Source organism: Sphingomonas phyllosphaerae, assembly GCF_029623345.1.
Taxonomy (GTDB): domain Bacteria; phylum Pseudomonadota; class Alphaproteobacteria; order Sphingomonadales; family Sphingomonadaceae; genus Sphingomonas; species Sphingomonas phyllosphaerae_C.
Genome location: NZ_JAPYKH010000017.1, coordinates 17,025 through 33,547, shown reverse-complemented (window position 1 = coordinate 33,547; position 16,523 = coordinate 17,025). Strand labels below are relative to the sequence as shown.

Annotated in this window: 16 protein-coding genes, 1 tRNA gene and 1 riboswitch; of the genes, 3 read left to right on the top strand and 14 right to left on the bottom strand. The window is 72.4% G+C overall.

What is annotated here, in order from left to right:
- Nucleotides 1-8 precede the first annotated feature (8 nt).
- From cobM to cbiE, 3 genes are read right to left on the bottom strand one after another with little or no spacing between them, the layout of a single operon-like run.
- Complete coding sequence (gene cobM, locus QBJ89_RS15065; protein ID WP_277981296.1) at nucleotides 9-776, bottom strand: precorrin-4 C(11)-methyltransferase; 768 nt, start codon at nucleotides 774-776, stop codon at nucleotides 9-11.
- The gene (locus tag QBJ89_RS15060) at nucleotides 773-1,147 is read right to left on the bottom strand and encodes a cobalamin biosynthesis protein (RefSeq protein WP_277981295.1); all 375 of its coding nucleotides are present in this window, start codon (nucleotides 1,145-1,147) and stop codon (nucleotides 773-775) included. Before QBJ89_RS15060 ends, cobM begins: the two co-directional genes overlap by 4 nt.
- Complete coding sequence (gene cbiE, locus QBJ89_RS15055) at nucleotides 1,129-2,331, bottom strand: precorrin-6y C5,15-methyltransferase (decarboxylating) subunit CbiE (RefSeq protein ID WP_277981294.1); 1,203 nt, start codon at nucleotides 2,329-2,331, stop codon at nucleotides 1,129-1,131. The genes QBJ89_RS15060 and cbiE overlap by 19 nt, the downstream gene beginning before the upstream one ends.
- Here cbiE and QBJ89_RS15050 point away from each other — a divergent pair.
- The gene (locus tag QBJ89_RS15050) at nucleotides 2,330-3,079 is read left to right on the top strand and encodes a cobalt-precorrin-6A reductase (protein ID WP_277981293.1); all 750 of its coding nucleotides are present in this window, start codon (nucleotides 2,330-2,332) and stop codon (nucleotides 3,077-3,079) included. The genes cbiE and QBJ89_RS15050 overlap by 2 nt on opposite strands.
- Here the strand turns inward: QBJ89_RS15050 and cobJ are convergent.
- From cobJ to yajC, 11 genes are all read right to left on the bottom strand, one after another.
- A complete protein-coding gene (gene cobJ / locus QBJ89_RS15045; protein WP_277981292.1) occupies nucleotides 3,055-3,819 on the bottom strand; it encodes a precorrin-3B C(17)-methyltransferase in 765 nt (254 codons plus the stop codon). The genes QBJ89_RS15050 and cobJ overlap by 25 nt on opposite strands.
- Nucleotides 3,816-4,541, bottom strand: coding sequence for a precorrin-2 C(20)-methyltransferase (gene cobI / locus QBJ89_RS15040; protein ID WP_277981291.1), 726 nt, complete (start codon nucleotides 4,539-4,541; stop codon nucleotides 3,816-3,818). Before cobI ends, cobJ begins: the two co-directional genes overlap by 4 nt.
- Entirely contained in the window at nucleotides 4,538-5,167 is a 630-nt protein-coding gene (locus QBJ89_RS15035; RefSeq protein WP_277981290.1) for a precorrin-8X methylmutase, read from the bottom strand. Before QBJ89_RS15035 ends, cobI begins: the two co-directional genes overlap by 4 nt.
- The gene (locus QBJ89_RS15030) at nucleotides 5,168-6,454 is read right to left on the bottom strand and encodes a cobalamin biosynthesis protein CobG (protein WP_277981289.1); all 1,287 of its coding nucleotides are present in this window, start codon (nucleotides 6,452-6,454) and stop codon (nucleotides 5,168-5,170) included.
- Nucleotides 6,451-9,882 (bottom strand): cobaltochelatase subunit CobN, encoded by a 3,432-nt coding sequence (cobN, locus tag QBJ89_RS15025; RefSeq protein WP_277981288.1) that lies wholly within the window; start codon nucleotides 9,880-9,882, stop codon nucleotides 6,451-6,453. Before cobN ends, QBJ89_RS15030 begins: the two co-directional genes overlap by 4 nt.
- A gap of 7 nt (nucleotides 9,883-9,889) precedes the next feature.
- Nucleotides 9,890-10,927: a cobalamin biosynthesis protein CobW gene (cobW, locus tag QBJ89_RS15020; RefSeq protein ID WP_277981287.1), complete on the bottom strand. Its 1,038-nt coding sequence runs from the start codon at nucleotides 10,925-10,927 to the stop codon at nucleotides 9,890-9,892.
- 172 nt (nucleotides 10,928-11,099) lie between these two features.
- A riboswitch (cobalamin riboswitch) is annotated at nucleotides 11,100-11,333 on the bottom strand.
- A gap of 60 nt (nucleotides 11,334-11,393) precedes the next feature.
- On the bottom strand, nucleotides 11,394-11,843 hold the full coding sequence (locus QBJ89_RS15015; protein WP_277981286.1) for a DUF4126 family protein: 450 nt from the start codon (nucleotides 11,841-11,843) through the stop codon (nucleotides 11,394-11,396).
- Between the two features lie 150 nt (nucleotides 11,844-11,993).
- Nucleotides 11,994-12,380, bottom strand: coding sequence for an Mth938-like domain-containing protein (locus QBJ89_RS15010; RefSeq protein WP_277981285.1), 387 nt, complete (start codon nucleotides 12,378-12,380; stop codon nucleotides 11,994-11,996).
- The gene (secF, locus tag QBJ89_RS15005; protein ID WP_277981284.1) at nucleotides 12,380-13,351 is read right to left on the bottom strand and encodes a protein translocase subunit SecF; all 972 of its coding nucleotides are present in this window, start codon (nucleotides 13,349-13,351) and stop codon (nucleotides 12,380-12,382) included. Before secF ends, QBJ89_RS15010 begins: the two co-directional genes overlap by 1 nt.
- Nucleotides 13,352-13,489: 138 nt before the next feature.
- Nucleotides 13,490-15,091 carry a protein translocase subunit SecD gene (gene secD / locus QBJ89_RS15000; protein WP_277981283.1) on the bottom strand — a complete coding sequence of 534 codons (1,602 nt, stop codon included), beginning with the start codon at nucleotides 15,089-15,091 and terminating at the stop codon, nucleotides 13,490-13,492.
- 1 nt (nucleotide 15,092) lies between these two features.
- Entirely contained in the window at nucleotides 15,093-15,431 is a 339-nt protein-coding gene (yajC, locus tag QBJ89_RS14995; RefSeq protein ID WP_277981282.1) for a preprotein translocase subunit YajC, read from the bottom strand.
- A gap of 179 nt (nucleotides 15,432-15,610) precedes the next feature.
- On the opposite strand from yajC, the gene QBJ89_RS14990 reads away from it, so the two are divergent.
- Both QBJ89_RS14990 and QBJ89_RS14985 read left to right on the top strand, forming a co-directional pair.
- Nucleotides 15,611-15,687: transfer RNA gene (locus QBJ89_RS14990), tRNA-Pro, on the top strand.
- A gap of 218 nt (nucleotides 15,688-15,905) precedes the next feature.
- The gene (locus tag QBJ89_RS14985; protein WP_277981281.1) at nucleotides 15,906-16,274 is read left to right on the top strand and encodes a low molecular weight protein tyrosine phosphatase family protein; all 369 of its coding nucleotides are present in this window, start codon (nucleotides 15,906-15,908) and stop codon (nucleotides 16,272-16,274) included.
- Nucleotides 16,275-16,523 lie beyond the last annotated feature (249 nt).

The window sequence follows — 16,523 nt, the reverse complement described above, 5'->3', positions numbered from 1 at the left end:
GCCCGGCGTCACGTCGCCGGCCCGGCGGTTGCCCGGAAGCGACGGTCATAGTCGGCGGCGTAGAGCCGGCTCTCGTCGAAGCGCTCGGCGCCGAGCACGCGACCGACGAGAATCAGTGCAGTACGCTCAGGGCCACCCGCGGCGGCGCCGACGAGCGTCGCCAACGTCCCGCGGACCACGCGCTCGTCGGGCCAAGTCGCGCGCCACACCACCGCCGCAGGACAGTCGCCGCCGTGGGTCGGCAGCAACGTCTCCACCACCTCGGCGAGGCGATGGATCGAGAGATGGATCGCCAGCGTCGCGCCGGTCGCGGCGAAGGCGGCGAGCGTCTCCGTCGGCGGCATCGCGCTGGCGCGGCCCGACGTGCGCGTGAGCACCACCGACTGCGCGATGCCGGGCAGCGTCAGCTCGCTCTCCAGCGCGGCGGCCGCAGCGGCGAAGGCGGGGACGCCGGGGGTCACCGTGACAGGAATGTCGAGCGCGCGCAGCCGGCGCAGCTGCTCGCCGACCGCGGACCAGACCGAGAGGTCGCCCGAGTGCAGCCGCGCCACGTCTTGCCCGGCGGCGTGCGCGGCGGCGATCTCGGCGACGATGTCGTCGAGCGACAGCGGCGCGGTGTCGATGATTCGAGCGCCCGGCGGACAGTGGCGCAGCACCGCGGCCGGGACGAGCGAGCCGGCGTAGAGGCACACCGGCGCGGCGGCGATCAGGTCACGGCCCCGCAGCGTCAGCAGGTCGGGCGCGCCGGGGCCGGCGCCGATGAAGTGAACGGTCATGGAGTTCCTTGGGCGAGCGCGCAGGTGGCGCGTCGATCGGGGGAGATGCGGCGGCTCGTGAGCAGGCGTGCGTTCGGACCGGCGGCGTGGAGCGCGACGGCCTCGGCGACGCTGCCGGTGCCGCGCGCGGCGAGGCTGACGGGTGAGCAGGTCGGGGTGACGATCGCGCTGAGGGCGTCGTCCGCGACGGCGATGAGCGGGAGGCCGCGTGCGCGCGCGAGCGGCGCGAGCAGCGCGATACGATCGGCCGGAGCGGCGAGCCGGTCGACCGATCGCCCCTCGGCCGCGGCGGCGAGCGCGGCGTCGAGCGACTCCGCAGTGGCGCTGGCGCGGCAGCCGAACCCGGCGACGATCACAGGGTGACGCTCCATTGCACGATCGGGAAGCTGGTGCGCCAACCGCGCCGCCTGCCCAGCGCGGCCGCCTCCGCCAGCTCCACCCGCAGCAGGGCGCCGCCGTGCGCGGCATGCCGCGCGGCGAGCAGCACCTCCGATTCCAGCGTCACGGCGTGCGCCACCAGCCGGGTGCCGGCAGGCAGGGAGCCGAACAACCAATCGAGCAGCGCGTCGCAGAGCCCGCCGCCGACGAACACCGCGTCGGGCGGCGGCAAGTCGGCCAGCACCGCCGGCGCCGCGCCGTCGACCAGCCGGAGTCGGTCCACGCCGAGCGAGTTGGCGTTGGCGCGGGCGCGAGCGGCGCGGACCGGGTCGCGCTCGATCGCCACCGCCACGGTGCGTGGGTGCGCGAGCAGCCATTCGATCGCGATCGAGCCCGATCCGGCGCCGATGTCCCACAGCAGCTCGCCCGCGCGCGGCGCGAGGGCGGAGAGCGCCAGCGCGCGCTGCGGTCGCTTGGTGAGCTGGCCGTCGTGCGCGAACCAGTCGTCGGCGAGCCCGCTCGCGCGCGGCATGACGCGGCCGTCGCCGCTTACCGCGATGGCGAGCGCGACCGGATGCGCGACATCGTCGAGATCCCATGCCGCGGCGGTGGTCGTGCACACGCGCTCGCGCGCACCGCCGAGCGCCTCCAGCACCGTCACCGCGCTGGCGCCGAAGCCCTGCGCGACGAGATAGCGTACCGTCTCCGCGGCGGCGTCACCGTCGCGTACCAGCACGATCGCGCGCTCGCCGGGCGCAAGCAGCGGACGCAGCCGGCCGAGTGGCGCGGCATGCAGACCAAGGCAGGCGGTCTCCTCCAGCCGCCAGCCGAGCCGCGCCGCCGCCAGCGCGAAGGTAGAGCGCGCGGGGTAAGCCACCCACTCGTCGCGCCCGAGCAGCGCGGTGACCGTGGCGCCCGCGCCGAACCAGAAGGGGTCGCCCGAGGCGAGCATCACTGTCGGCCGGCCGCGCCGCGCCAGCAGCCGCTCCACACCCGCGGCGAAGGGGACGGGCCATTGCTCCTGTGTCGCCGCCAGGGCCGGCAGCAGCGCGAGCTGGCGCGGCGCGCCGAACACGTGGGCGGCGCGGTCGAGCGCGGCGCGGCTTGCGGCGCACAGCCCCGCCGGTCCATCCTCGCCGATCCCGACGATCGTCAGCCACGGACCCCGCTCAGCCATGCCGCACCTTCTCATCCTCGGCGGCACCACGGAGGCGAGCGCGCTCGCCGCCGCGGTCGCGGAGAAGGGCGTGCGCGCGACTTTGAGCTACGCTGGCCGCACCGCGCAGCCGCGCGCGCAGCCGGTGCCCGTGCGCGTTGGTGGGTTCGGTGGCGCCGAGGGACTCGCCGCCTGGCTGCGTATCGAGCAGGTCACGCATCTCGTCGACGCGACCCACCCCTTCGCCGCGCAGATGAGCGCCAACGCGGTCGCGGCCGCCGAGCAGGCGGGGGTGCCGCTGGTCGCGCTCACCCGGCCGGCGTGGCGCGCGGGCGCGGGCGATCGCTGGACCTTCGCGGCCGACCTCGACGCCGCAGTCGCCGCGCTCGCCGGACCGTCGCGCCGGGTGATGCTCGCGCTCGGACGAATGCACGTCGACCGCTTCGCGGCGCGGCCGCAGCACGATTATCTGCTCCGCTTCGTCGACCCGCCCGAGCGCGCGCCCGCGCTGCCGACGCATCGAGTGGTGATCGACCGCGGCCCGTTCACCACGGCGGGCGACCGGCGGCTGTTGGAGGCGCATCGCACCGAGCTGATCGTGTGCAAGAACGCGGGCGGCGAGGGGGCCGCGGCCAAGCTCGCGGCGGCGCGCGCGCTCGGCGTGCCGGTGCTGATGATCGACCGTCCCACGCTGCCGCCGCGGCGGACGTGCGAGAGTGTCGCGGCGGTGCTCGACTGGCTCGATCACGCGACCGACCGCGGGGTGTAGAGCCAGGGCGCACCGGGGCGCTCGATCACCCGCGTCCGGCTCGAGCCGACGATCACCACCGTCCGCATGTCCGCCATGTCGCCGCGCGCCTCCGCCAGGGGCACGATCCGCAGCAATTCCGCAGGCGTCGTCACCGCACGCGCGAACAGCACCGGGCGCGAGTCGGTGCAGGCCCCGCGCAGCACGGCGAGCGCGCGGTCGAGCCCGTCCGGCCGAGCGGCCGAGCGCGGATTGTAGAGTGCGATCGCGAAGTCGGCCTCCGCCGCCAGCCGCAGGCGACGCTCGATCAGCGCCGCGGGCTTGAGATTGTCCGACAGGTTGATCGCGCAGAAATCATGACCCAGCGGCGCGCCGGCGCGCGCGCTCGCGGCGAGCATCGCGGTGATCCCGGGCAGCACGCGCACGTCGAGCGCGCGCCAGTCCGGCTCGCCCGCCTCGATCGCCTCGAACACCGCCGCCGCCATCGCGAACACGCCGGGATCGCCCGACGACACCACCACGACGCGCGCGCCGGCGGCGGCGAGCGACAAAGCGTGGCGCGCGCGATCGAGCTCGACGCGATTGTCCGATCCGTGGCGGGTCAGGCCGGCGCGCGGCGCGACGCGACGCACGTAGGGCACGTAGCCGATCACGTCGGTCGCCGCGGCAAGCGCAGCGCTCACCTCGGGCGTGACGAGTGCCTCGCCGCCGGGTCCGAGCCCAGCGATAGCAAGCCAGCCCACGTTCGCCGATACGGTCACGGGCGCCGACCCTGACCGTGCACCAGCACGATCGCGAAATAAGGCGCGGTCTCACCCGCCTCGGCGAGCGGGACGACTCGCTGTTCGGGCATGGCGGCGTGCTCGACCAGCCAGGCGGCGTCCTCGCGACCAGCGGCGGCGAGCGCGCGGCGCAGCTTGGGCAGGTGGCGACCCACCTTCATCACCACCAAAGCGTCGGTGTCGCGCACGCGGCGGGTCAGCTCGGCCTCGGGCAGGGTCGCGGTGGCGACGGTGAGCACGTCGTCGCCCCAGGTGATCGGCGCACCGCTCGCCGTCCAGGCGCCCGACATGCCGGTGACGCCCGGCACCACCGCCACCGGCACTTCGCCCGTCAACCGCGCGTGCAGGTGCATGAAGGAGCCGTAGAAGAACGGGTCACCCTCGCACAGCACCACCACCTCCTCGCCGGCGCGGGCGAGCGCGGCTAGGTGCGCGGCGCTCTCGGCGTAGAAGGCGGCGAGCTGCGCGTTATACGCCGGATCGCTCACCGCCAGTTCGGTCGTGACCGGATATTCCATCGCATATTCGACGACATCGGCGCGCAGCATGCCCTCCACCAGCCGGCGCGCGTGCCCGGGCCGCCCGCGCTTGCGGAAGAAGGCCAGGTGTTGCGCGCCGCGTACCAGTCGATCGGCGCGGACGCTCATCAGGTCAGCCGCGCCCGGCCCCAGGCCGACGCCGTGGATCGTGCCCGCGCTCACTCGGCCGCGCTCGCCAGCGCGTTGACCGCCGCGACGGTGATCGCGCTACCACCGAGTCGTCCCGTCACGATCGCGCACGGCACGGGCGCCTCGCACCACAGCGCCGCCTTCGACTCGGCCGCGCCGACGAAGCCGACCGGGCAGCCGATGATCGCGGCGGGGCGCGGGCAGGCGGGGTCGTCGAGCATCGCAAGCAGGTGGAACAGCGCGGTCGGCGCGTTGCCGATCGCGACCAGCGCGCCGCCGAGATGCGGGCGCCACAATTCCAGCGCGGCAGCGGAGCGCGTGGTCTTCAGCGCCGTGGCGAGTGATGGCACGGCGGGATCGTGGAGCGTGCAGATCACCGCATTGTCGGCGGGCAGCCGCGCGCGCGTGACCCCCTCGCTCACCATGCGCGCGTCGCACAGGATCGGTGCGCCCGCGGCCAGCGCCGCGCGCGCGGCAGTGGCGAAACCAGGCGAGAAGCGGATGTCGCTGGCCAAAGCGACGAGGCCCGCGGCGTGGATCATCCGCACCGCCAGCGGCTCCTCCCCGGCCGAGAAGCGACCTAGCTCGGCCTCGGCGCGGATGATGGCGAACGACTGGCGGTAGATCGTCGCGCCGTCGGTCTCGTGGGAAGGTCGCATTCAATCGGCTCCGAGTTGAGCGAGCAGCGCCGCGGCGGTGAGGCCGCGGCGAAAGGGGGGCGAGTCGGCCCGACCGTCGCGCACGAGGTCGTAGCGACCACCGCGCCCGACGATCGTGAGTGCGGCTGGCGCGCTGCGGGCGCAGCCCTTGGTGCAACCGGAGACGTGGATCGGACCGGCGAGCGGCGCTGCGGCGAGCAGGTCGGCGAGCGCGCGCGTGACGACGCTTGCCTGTGGACAGGCAGGGGCACCGACGCAGGCGTCCACGCGGGCACGGTGCGGTGCAGAAGCAAGTGGTGACCTTGGACGTGCTTGTACGGCGCCGCTGACGCGAACCCTATTCTCCCCTGGTACGGCAGGGGGACCAGCCCCAGGCTGGTGGAGGGATGTCGCCTCCGGTGAGGTCAGCGACATACCCGCGCCGCGACATCCCTCCAACAGGTCTTCGGCGTGCCGCCTCTCCTTCCAGAAAGGGATGTTAGACGAGCTTGGGGGTGCCGGCACACGCGCCGCGCCACGCTCCAGCAGCAGCGAGCGCTTCGGCGTGACCCGCAGCGCCTCGAGCTTGTCGGCAAGCGACGCCAGTTCAATGCCGGTGACGCGGCCGTAGCGCGGCGTTACCTGCTCGCCCTCCAACTCGCCCACGAGCGGCGTGGCACCCCCCGAGGCCCAGGCCGGCAGCACGGCCGCATGCCGCGCCATGCGGCCCGCGGTCGCACCCTCACTCGCGGCGAACCAGTCGGCCAGCGCCACGATCGCGTCGACCTCCTTCCCGCGCCCCAGGCGAACACCCCTCGCTCGCCCGTCCGCGCGCAGGATCAGCCCGCCGTCGACGCCCCGCTCCACCCGCAGGTCCGCCGGCGCGTCGCCGAGCACCGAGCGCTCACCCGCGTCGACCGCGATCCCGAACTTGGCCGGAAGAGGGGGCAGGTCACCGCGTCGCGCCGTCAGCGCGCACGCGACCCGATGTGTGTCGTCGCCCTCACGCCAGTCCGGCGCCACCGTGAGCGCAACTGCCTCGATCGCGGGATCGGGATCGACCAGCCCGGCCGACACCAGGCGGTCCACCGCCGCGCGCCAGCCCGCCTCGTCGAAGCCGCGCAATTGAAGCGCCGCGCGACGCGTGAGATCGATCGCACCGTTGCCGTACGCCGTCGCCAGTTCGGCGACCAGCAGCGCCTGCGCGCGGGTCAGCCGCGCGAGTGGTGGGCGGACGCGGAGCAGCAACCCGTCGCCTGCCAGCATCGGCCGCCACGCGCTCGGGCACCAGCCGCGTATCGCGCTCATGCCGCATCCCCGAGTGCGGCGACGATCGCGTTGCGCCGCGTCGACCACAGACCCGAGCGGTGCAACGCGCGGAAGCGGGCCTGCATCGCCGCCAGCGCCGCCGGATTGGCGTCGGCGAGGAAGTCGCGCACTGCCGCGTCGCCGAGCGTGGCATCGTGGTAGAGGTCGAGCAGCGCGGGCGGGACGATACGCGCGAGATGCGCGAAAGCGGCGAGATGGTCGAGCGTCGCCGCGATCTCGGCCGCGCCGCGATAACCGTGGCGCATCATGCCGGCGAGCCAGCGCGGGTTGGCGGCGCGCGCGCGCATCACCCGCGCGATCTCCTCGTCCATGCAGCGGGCGCGCGGGCGCGTCGGGTCGCGACTGTCGAGGTGGAGCAACCGCGCCTCGCCGCCCAGCGCCGCCCTGGCCGCCGCGAAGCCGCCGACATGCGCGGCCACGTCCGCGGCGGTGAGCAGGTCGCTCTCGGGCAGGTCGTGCGGGTGGACCAAAGCCTCGGCTGCGGCCACTCGACGCCGGAGCGCGGCAGCATCGTCGCGCCCGGCTGGGGTAGCGACGGCATCGTCATAGGCGTGCGACGAGGCGGCGAGCCACCGCGCGCCAGCGGAGGCGCGCCCCGGCTCACCGTAGCGCTCGATGCTGTCGCCGAGCCCGACGCCATAGCCGCCGGGCGCCGGGCCGTAGACGCGCGGCTCCGCCGCCTCGCCAACGAAGGGATTGAGGTCGCGCGGCTCGTTGCGCTCGTGAAGCGCGCGCACGGTCTGGCCGAACAACGCGCAGAGCGGCGGGAAGGTGTCGCGGAACAGGCCCGATATGCGCAGCGTCACGTCGATCCGCGGACGATCGAGCAGCGCCAGTGGCAGGATCTCGACCCCCGTCACGCGATCGGAGCCATCGTCCCACATCGGCGCCGCGCCGAGGAGGTGAAGCGCCATCGCGAACTCCTCGCCCGCGGTGCGCATCGTCGCCGAGCCCCACAGATCCACCACCAAAGTGCGCGGGTAATCGCCCTCATCCTGCAAGTGACGGCGCAGCAGCTCCTCGGCGAGCGTTACACCCTGGCGATGCGCCGCGCGCGATGGCGTGGCGCGCGGATCGACGCCGTACAGGTTGCGCCCGGTCGGCAGCACCGCGGCGCCACGCGCGGGCGAGCCCGCCGGTCCGGCGGCGACGCGCCGCCCGTCGAGCGCTGTGAGCAGTCCGTCACGCTCGGCCGCGCCGCTCTCGCCACGGCCGTAGACGTGCAGCCCGTCGCCGAAGCGCGCGTCCTTCACGTCGCAGACGAAGGCGTCGATGCGCGTGACTCGCTCGGCGTCGCCGGCGCAGCCGGCGAGGTCGAGCTCGGCGGCGAGCCCGGTAGCCGTCGCCTCGTCGGCGATGTCGCGGATCAGCCGCTCGCGCCGCGCCGGATCGAGCCCGTCAGCGGCGGAGAACTCGTCCAGCAGCAGCTCGAGCCGACCAAGCCCCGCACCGGCCTCGGTGCGTACCAGCGGCGGGGGCAGGTGCCCGAGCGTCACGGCGGCGGCGCGGCGCTTGGCCTGCGCGGCCTCGCCGGGATCGTTGACGATGAAAGGATAGATCAGCGGGGTCGCGCCGATCAGTGCTTCGGGCCAGCATTCGTCCGACAGCGCCACCGCCTTGCCCGGCAGCCACTCCAGCGTGCCGTGTGCGCCGACATGGACGATCGCGTCGATGCCGCGCGCGCGCAGCCAGAGATAGAAGGCGACATAGGCATGGCGCGGCACCCGCGCGACGTCGTGGTAGTCGTCGCCGCGCGCGCGTGGGTCGCCGCGCTCGGGCTGAAGCGCGACGAGCGCCTTGCCGCGCTCCAGGGCGGCGAAGTGGAAGCGCTCGCCCGCGACCGCGGGGTCCTCGGCAGGGGTGCCCCAGGTTGCCGTCAGCGCTTCCTGGAGCGCGCGGGGGAGCGCCGCAAGGGCGTGCTCATAGTCGGCGATCGGCCACGTGAGGGAGGGCTCCAACGCCGGCACGCGGAGAAAGCGATCGTCACCAAACCGCGTGATCGCCTCGCCGGATGCTGGGATCCGGTCGGGAGACCTCGCGGCGCTATCGCAGGAGCCTTCCCACCTGGCCTCCGGCGTTCGCCGGGGCGGCACGTCTGCGGTGCCGGCCGCGGGCACCCCACACAGCGCCTCGATCCCGCCCGCCTCAACATCATAGCCCACCTCGGCCAAGTCGCGCAGCATCGCCGCGGCCGACGCGAGCGGATCAAGCCCGACGGCGTGCGCCAGCTGGTAGCTCTTGCCCGGATAGGTCGAGAGCACCAGCGCGATCTGCCGCTCGCCGCGCGGTCGACGCCCAAGCGCGACCCAGCCCGCGACCCGATCCGCGATCGCGCCGACTCGCGCCGCATCGGCCTGGTGCACGCGCCGCGCGAACTCCAGCGCCGGATCGCGCGCGGTCGCATCCTTGAAGCTCGCCACCCCGGCGAAGACGCGGCCGTCCACCTCGGGCAGCACCACGTGCATCGCGAGGTCCGCCGGCGAGAGCCCCCGCACCGAGTCGGCCCAGTCGCGACGGTCGCACGTCGCCAGCGCCACCTGGAAGACTGGCGCGCCGGCGCCGTCGAGCGGGGACGGATCCTCGGCATCGCCGGCGGCGAAGGCGGTGGCGCTGACGATCGCCTCGGGCGCGAGCGCGGCGACCCAGCGCCGCAGCCAGCCGCGCGCCTCGAGCACCTTGAGCGAGGGCACGAACAGCGTGGCGGCCGGCAGCCCGCGCGCGGCGAGCGCCTCGCGCAGCGCCGCGATCGGCGCAACGTCGCCGGCGAGCAGATAGGAGCGATAAAAGACGAGCAGCACGCGCGGCCGCGTCACCGCGAAGGCGAGCGTGGCGGGGCAGGTGGGCGCGGCCCCCTCCGCCCAGGCGCCCACCGCGGCGAGCGGCGGCGCCTCCTCCGGCAGCGCGGCGTCAAGCCCGGCGGCGCGCGCGAGCAGCGCCAGCGCCGCCCGCGCCGCCCCGGCGCCGCCCGCGTCGCAGTGGCGCGCCAGCGCGCGCAGCTCGGCCAGCGGCAGTGTCGAGGCGGCGTCGAGCGCGGCGTCCTCGCGCCCGTCCGCGGCGAGCACCGCCAGCGCGATGCCGCGCTCCTCCGCCAGCCGTGTGAGCTGCTGCAACCCGTAGCTCCAATAGGAGCGCCCACCGATCAGCCGCACCAGTATCGCGCGCGCGTGCGCCAGCGTCGCCTCGACATAGGTGTCGACCGATAGCGGGTGCGCGAGCTCGGCGAGGTTGGCGAGCCGCAGCGACGGCAGCGCCGCGCCGCTCGCTGCGGCAGCGTGCCAGCCCGCGGCGAAGGCCTGCACGTCGCTGTCCGAGAAGGAGAGGACGGCGAGATCGGCGGGCGATTGCGCGAGGTCGCGCGGCGCGGCCGCGGCGTCGAGCCCGTGCGTCTCACGGAAGAGGACATGCATGGCTAAATCAGCCGGCGAGCGCTGCCCCGACGCTCGCCGCGTCGACCCGCCCGCGCTCGGCAATGACTACCAGCCGGGTGCGGCGCAGCTCGTCGGCGCGCCATGGCCGGTCGTAGCTGGTGCGCACGCGGGCGCCGACCGCCTGCACCAGCAGCCGCATCGGCTTGCCGCGCACCGCCGCATAGCCCTTCACCCGAAGCACGTCACGGTCGCGCGCGAGCGCCGCCAGCCTTGCGGACAGGACGGCCGGATCGTCGATCTCGCCCAGCTCGTGAACGAGGCTGTCGAAATCGTCGTGCTCATGGTCGTCGAACCCGTCGTGGTGCGACGGGCGTGCGGCGAGGTCGTCCTCCGCCGCGGCGCCGAGCCCGAGGATCACCCCGGGGTCGATCGCACCGTCGACCAGCGCGACAATCGGAACCGGGCGCGGCGCCTCGGCGAGCACAATCGCGCGTGCCGCCGTCACCGCGTCAGCGCCGGCGAGATCGGCCTTGGTGAGCAGTACCACGTCGGCGCAGGCGAGCTGGTCCTCGAACACCTCGGCGAGTGGCGTGTCATGCTCGACCTCGTCGTCCGCGGCGCGCTGCGCGGCGACCGCAGCGGGATCGGGCGCGAAGCGGCCGGCGGCGACCGCCTCCGCGTCGGCCAGCGCGATCACGCCATCGACCGTCACGCGCGAGCGGATCGCGGGCCAGTCGAACGCCCTCAGCAGCGGCTTGGGCAGCGCCAGCCCCGACGTCTCGATCAGGATATGATCGGGGCGCGGCTCGAGCGCGAGCAGCCGCTCGATCGTCGGGATGAAGTCGTCCGCCACGGTGCAGCAGATGCAGCCGTTGGCGAGCTCGACGATATTCTCGGCCGGGCAGTCGGGGATGGCGCAATGCTCGAGGATCGCGCCGTCGACCCCAAGCGTGCCGAACTCGTTGACGACGACGGCGAGCCTCCGCCCGTTCGCGTGGCGGATGAGGTGGCTGATCAGCGTGGTCTTGCCCGCGCCGAGAAAGCCGGTGACGACGGTGACGGGAACCTTGGACAGGTTGCGCAATGATGTTCCTTCGGGGCGCCGCGACGGTGCGTGGACCGGGGCCGAAGGTCGGCCGGCGCGCACCACGGACGGGCGCCCGCCGTCGCCCGTGCCACGCGCCGCTGCGGCCCCGACCGCATGGCTTCGTCGCTCAGACGGAACACCGTGCCCGGCCATCCCCTGGACCAAAGGCAAGAGCGACCCTGCGCCGGCAGGTATCCTGGCTCGCGGGTCGTCGCTCCCGGCACGGCCTTCCCGGGACGGGGCGAACCCCGCGCTCCAGTGACCGCCTCCCGCCTGCGCAGGAGGCATGTGCCGCTCGCTCGCCGCTCACAGTTGCAGGGACAGCCGCGGATTCGGGGAGTACTCCCCTCACCGCATTCCCATTTGAGCCCCTCGTCGGGGCACCGGCGCGATCGTGGAGCCGGAAACCGGCCCCGTCGCGCGGCCTAGCCGATGCCCGCGCGACTGCCAATAGGCGCTGGTGTCAGCGCGCGGCGCGCACCGCCAGCGCCGCGGTGCCGAGCGCGATCGCATCCTCCACCGCGCCTGTGCTGGTCTGGCCGTAGCGGCGCATCGCCGTCGCGCGCGCGCGGAACGTGAGATAGGACGACCCGGCCGCCACCCCGGCGCCCAGCACGGCCGCGAATGCCCGCTGCTTGCGCGGGGCGAGGCTCGCCGCCGCGAAGGCGCCGGTCGCAACGCGCGCGATCATGCCGGGCATGATGATCCGATCGGGAGCGGTCTTCATCTTGTCGCCGGCGAGCTCACCGGCGGCGAGCGCGAGCGTCCCCGCGGAGACGAGCGGGTGTGCGAGCAGCGCGGGCGCGCTGCCGTCGCGCGGCAGTTCGCCGCGGCGCGCGGCGTTGGCGACGGTGGCGAGCGGGGTCATCGCGCGCATGCCCGACACAGCGGCGATCAACAGCGAGGCGAGCATAGCGGGCGGTCTCCGTAGGGTTGCGGCGACAACCGGCGGGGCGGGGGAGAGTTCAACGCGGCCGTGTTGCTGCGCACGCGAGAACCCAGCGGCGCCGGCCGCAGCGCTCCCAGCCTCGGGCCCCTGCGTTCGCAGGAGCACGGCAGCGGCTCAATAATCCAGCGGGTAGAGCGCCGCAGCGATCTGTCGTTCTTCGGCGCGCAGCACGCCCCACGCGCGCGCGGCGGCGCGGCTGTCCATCGCCTCGACGCCGATCCCGCGTGCGTCCAGCACCGCAGTCAGCGCCTTGGGCGCGCGGCGGAGCGTATCTCCCGTACCGAGCAGCAGGAACTCGATCGGGCCACCGAGCAGCGGCGCCAGCGCGATCTCGTCGAGCGCCTCCAGCGGAGGCGGCGACCAAATGTCGGCGCGCGTCGCGGTGAGCAGCAGCGCGGGGTAGACCCCCATCGTCCCATCGGGTGCGTCGACGCGGTAGCCGCCCGCACCGAAGCCGCGGACGAGCGGCCCCGGTGCCGGTCGCTCGCGGTCCATCCGCATCAGCTGCGCGGCCCGACGCGCTCGGCGTTCTCGATGCCGCTGCGTTTCGGCGTGGCACCGCCCTCCGGTTCGGCGCGGAGGCCGAGCGAGATCAGCAGCGACGACGAGACGTAGATCGACGAATAGGTGCCTACGATGATGCCCAGGATCATCGCCGCGGTGAAGCCGCGCAGCACGTGGCCGCCGAGGAACAGCAGCGCGAGCAGCGCGAGCAGGATCGTCACGGAGGTCATCACCGTGCGGGGCAGCGTCTCGTTGACCGACAGGTTGATGATCTCGCGCATGTCCATCTTGCGATAACGGCGCATGTTCTCGCGGATGCGGTCGTCGATCACGATCTTGTCATTGATCGAATAGCCGATGATCGTCAGCACCGCGGCGACGATGTTGAGATCGAACTCGAACCGCGTGATCGCAAAAAAGCCGAGCGTCATCAGCAGGTCGTGGACGATCGCGACGATCGTAGAGACGCCGAACTGCCACTCGAAGCGGAAGATCGCGAACAGGCCGATGCCCAGGATCGCCAGCACCACCGCGAGCACGCCGTTGCGGATCAGCTCGTCCGACACCTTGCCCGACACGGTCGAGTAGCGGAGGAAGGTGCTGCCCGGGAATTTCGCGGCGAGCGCACTCTCCACCTTACGCACCGCGGCGTTGGTGGCGCCCTCGTCGCCGCCCTTCTGGACGGGCAGACGGATCGTCAGCGTCTTGCCGTCGCCGATCGGCTGGATGTTGGCCTCGCCGAGCCCCTGCGAGTCGACCGTCGCGCGCACCGCCTCGATCGCGGGCGGCTGCGCAAACTTCTCCTCGATCATCAGGCCGCCCTCGAAGTCGACGCCGAAGTTGAGGCCTTTGTAGACGGTGAGGCCGACCGCGAGCAGGCTGAGCAGCAACGTCAGCGCGAAGGCAATGCCGCGCAGCCGGACGAAATCGATGTTGGTGTCGTCGGGGACGAGCTTGAGCAGTTTCATATTACCTCGTCACCGCCTGGAGCGGGTGCCGTGCCAACGTCTGATCACCGTGCCGTCCCACAACCCCGTGAAACGAAGGCGTCGGCCGTGGTGAGACGGGGGGGAGGGGCGATCGCATGACGGCGAAGCTGCACGCGATCATATGTTGATCGTCTTCGGCTTGGTGCGGCGCAGCCAGCCGGCGACGAGCATGCGCGTGAAGGTGACCGCGGTGAACACGCTGGTCGCGATGCCGATCAGCAACACCACCGCGAATCCCTTCACCGGGCCGGAGCCCAGCAGGAACATGATGATGCCCGAGATGGCGTGGGTCACGTTCGCCTCGAAGATCGTGCGGCTGGCTTCCTTGTAACCCAGCTCAACCGCCTGGACGACCCCGCGCCCGCGGTGGCGCTCCTCGCGAATGCGCTCGTTGATCAGCACGTTGGCATCTACCGCGGTACCGATCGTCAGCACGAAACCGGCGATGCCCGGTAGCGTCAGCGTGCCGCCGATCAGGGCGAGCACGCCGAGGATGACGAACACGTTGATGACCACGGCGAGGTTCGCGTAGAAACCGAAGCGGCCGTAGGTGACGAGCATGAACGCCACCACCAGCGCCACTGCCACCGCAGAGGCGAGGATGCCGGCGCGGATCGAGTCGGCACCGAGATCGGGGCCAACGGTCGATTCCTCCACTACCTTGAGGTCGACCGCGAGCTTGCCCGAGCGCAGCGCGATCGCCAGCTGGTTGGCGCTGTCGACGGTGAAGCCGCCGCTGATCGAGGCGCGGCCGCCGAGGATCGGCTCGTTGATGTTGGGCGCCGAGATCACCTGATTGTCGATCACGATCGCGAATGGCCGACCGACATTCTCCTTCGTCGCCTGCGCGAAGCGGCGGCCGCCCTGGCTGTCGAAGGTGATCGCCACCTGCGGCGCGTTGGTCTCGGGGGCGAACTCCTGGCGCGCGTCGCTCAGCATGTCGCCCGTGATGATCGCCTGGCGCTTGACCGCGATCAGCGGAATGCCACCGAGGTTGCCGGGATAGGGCAGGATCTGGTCACCGGCGGGCACCTCACCTTTGGCGAGCGCCTGCGCGTCGGCGTTGATGTCGACGAGCTTGAACTCGAGCTTGGCGGTCTTGCCGACCAGCGCCTTAAGCTGCTGCGGATCCTGGAGGCCGGGAACCTGCACGACGATGCGGTTGGTGCCCTGGCCGATGATCGTCGGCTCGCGCGTGCCGAGCGCGTCGATGCGCTTGCGCACCACCTCGACCGTGTCGCTCATCGCGGTCTTGATCGCCTGGTCGAGCCCTGCCTTGGTCGGCGTCAGCACGAAGCGGCTGGTGTCGACGACCTGGATGTCCCACTGGCGCTGGCCCGTCATCCCCGCGCCGGTGCCGGTGATCTGGAGCAGTCGCTCGCGCGCGGCATCGACCTGGCTGGGATCGCGCAGCAGGAAGGAGAGCTGGCCGTTGCGGCTCGAGATCTCACCGATGTCGATGCGCGGAGTCTGGCGACGCATCTCGGTCTGCACCTGCTCGCGCATGGCCTCGACGCGCGCCGCGGCCAGCCCGTTGGTATCGGCCTCGAGCAGCAGGTAGCTGCCGCCGGCGAGGTCGAGCCCGAGGTTGATCTGCGGTGGCGTGAAGCCGAGTCCCTGAGTGACCCGATCGGGCAGGAAGCTGGGAATCGAGAGCGACGCCAGCACCGCCAGTACGAGCCAGATGGCGGTCACTTTCCAGCGGGGAAAGTCCAGCATGTCAGTCGTTCGCCGGCTTGCCGCCGAGCGGCGTCACTTCCGCCAGCGTCGCCTTGACGACGCGGACGCGGGTGTTGGGCGCGATCTCGACCTCGACGAAACCCTCCTCCACCTTGGTGACGCGGCCGACCAAGCCGCCCGCGGTCACGACCGAATCGCCCTTCTTGACCGCGGCGATCGCGCTCTGGAGCGACTTCATCCGGCTCTGCTGCGGGCGGATCATCAGGAAATAGAAGACGACGAACACCAGCAGGAGCGGCGCCAGGCTGATGAAGCCGGCGAGGCCGCCGCTCTGGGCGGCGCCACCGGCCGTCTGCGCGTAAGCGGAAGGAATGAGCATCGAATTCCGTGCATGACATTGGGGCGGCCGAAACCCGGCCGCACGAAGCCGCTGCCGCTATCATCGCCGGGGCGCGCGCGCAACACAGGCTCGCCCCGCCACGGCGCGTGCCGTCCGCGGCACCCCGTGCCTAGCCGCTTGCAATGCCCGGCGACCGCGCGTAGAGGCGCCCCCTCGGTCGGGGCGTAGCGCAGCCTGGTAGCGCATCACACTGGGGGTGTGGGGGTCGCAGGTTCGAATCCTGTCGCCCCGACCAAGGAAATAGGTAGGATTTCTGCCGTTTTCCAGATGGCTTGTAGATGCCTCTGCAAGCGAGCGTTCGGTAAAGAGCCGCCACCGAGCGGCAGCCCTGGGGACGGCACGATTATCATGCGCCGGGCTGATGGCACTTACACGGCTCACCATCCACGCGATCAATGGCGTTACAGGCATTCTCGCGGTCCGCTCGCCTAGCGCGGCCTTTAGGGGCTGGGATTGAAGCGCGCCCGCGTACAGACGGTGCTGTTCGTGTGCAGCCAGAACAGGTTGCGCAGCCCATCGGCCGAGCAGGTGTTCTCGCGCCGGCAGGACCTGGAGGTGGACTCCGCCGGCACCAACCACGATGCTGGAAATCCGCTTACGGCCGAGCTGGTCGCGTGGGCCGATGTGATTTTCGTCATGGAGAAGGCGCACCGGAGCAAGCTGCAGCGGCGCTTCCGAGCGGTTCTTGGGGACAGGCGCGTGGTCTGCCTACACATACCGGACGACTACGCCTTCATGCAGCCCGAACTCATCCGGCTACTGGAGACCAGGGCGAGCCGTCACCTGCCCGCGTTGCCACCGACGCAAGAGCCACACGCGTGAACGACCGCTCGACATCGCTGCCTCGATCCTCGCCTTAACGAATGACCGGTGTGAGCGGACGGGAAGGGCAGGCTGAATGGCCGAGAGTCGGTCACTGTCACATCGCGTGCCGCGTTTTCATACGCACCGTTTGCGGACGAGCCACCGATATAGCTGATGAGGTCGCTAGCGTCTGCTGAGCAAGCGTCCTTGCCTGAGCTGACTGGCCAAGCACAATACCTTCGATCGCTCGGGTCGGGCACGGACTGG

Coding starts and splice junctions, on each gene's coding strand:
- QBJ89_RS15050 (WP_277981293.1), top strand. CDS start 2,330: ATGCCGCACCTTCTCATCCTCGGCGGCACCACGGAGGCGAGCGCGCTC.
- QBJ89_RS15030 (WP_277981289.1), bottom strand. CDS start 6,454: ATGAGCGCGATACGCGGCTGGTGCCCGAGCGCGTGGCGGCCGATGCTG.
- cbiE (WP_277981294.1), bottom strand. CDS start 2,331: ATGGCTGAGCGGGGTCCGTGGCTGACGATCGTCGGGATCGGCGAGGAT.
- secF (WP_277981284.1), bottom strand. CDS start 13,351: ATGAAACTGCTCAAGCTCGTCCCCGACGACACCAACATCGATTTCGTC.
- QBJ89_RS15010 (WP_277981285.1), bottom strand. CDS start 12,380: ATGCGGATGGACCGCGAGCGACCGGCACCGGGGCCGCTCGTCCGCGGC.
- cobM (WP_277981296.1), bottom strand. CDS start 776: ATGACCGTTCACTTCATCGGCGCCGGCCCCGGCGCGCCCGACCTGCTG.
- secD (WP_277981283.1), bottom strand. CDS start 15,091: ATGCTGGACTTTCCCCGCTGGAAAGTGACCGCCATCTGGCTCGTACTG.
- QBJ89_RS15060 (WP_277981295.1), bottom strand. CDS start 1,147: ATGGAGCGTCACCCTGTGATCGTCGCCGGGTTCGGCTGCCGCGCCAGC.
- QBJ89_RS15035 (WP_277981290.1), bottom strand. CDS start 5,167: ATGCGACCTTCCCACGAGACCGACGGCGCGACGATCTACCGCCAGTCG.
- cobN (WP_277981288.1), bottom strand. CDS start 9,882: ATGCATGTCCTCTTCCGTGAGACGCACGGGCTCGACGCCGCGGCCGCG.
- QBJ89_RS15015 (WP_277981286.1), bottom strand. CDS start 11,843: ATGCTCGCCTCGCTGTTGATCGCCGCTGTGTCGGGCATGCGCGCGATG.
- yajC (WP_277981282.1), bottom strand. CDS start 15,431: ATGCTCATTCCTTCCGCTTACGCGCAGACGGCCGGTGGCGCCGCCCAG.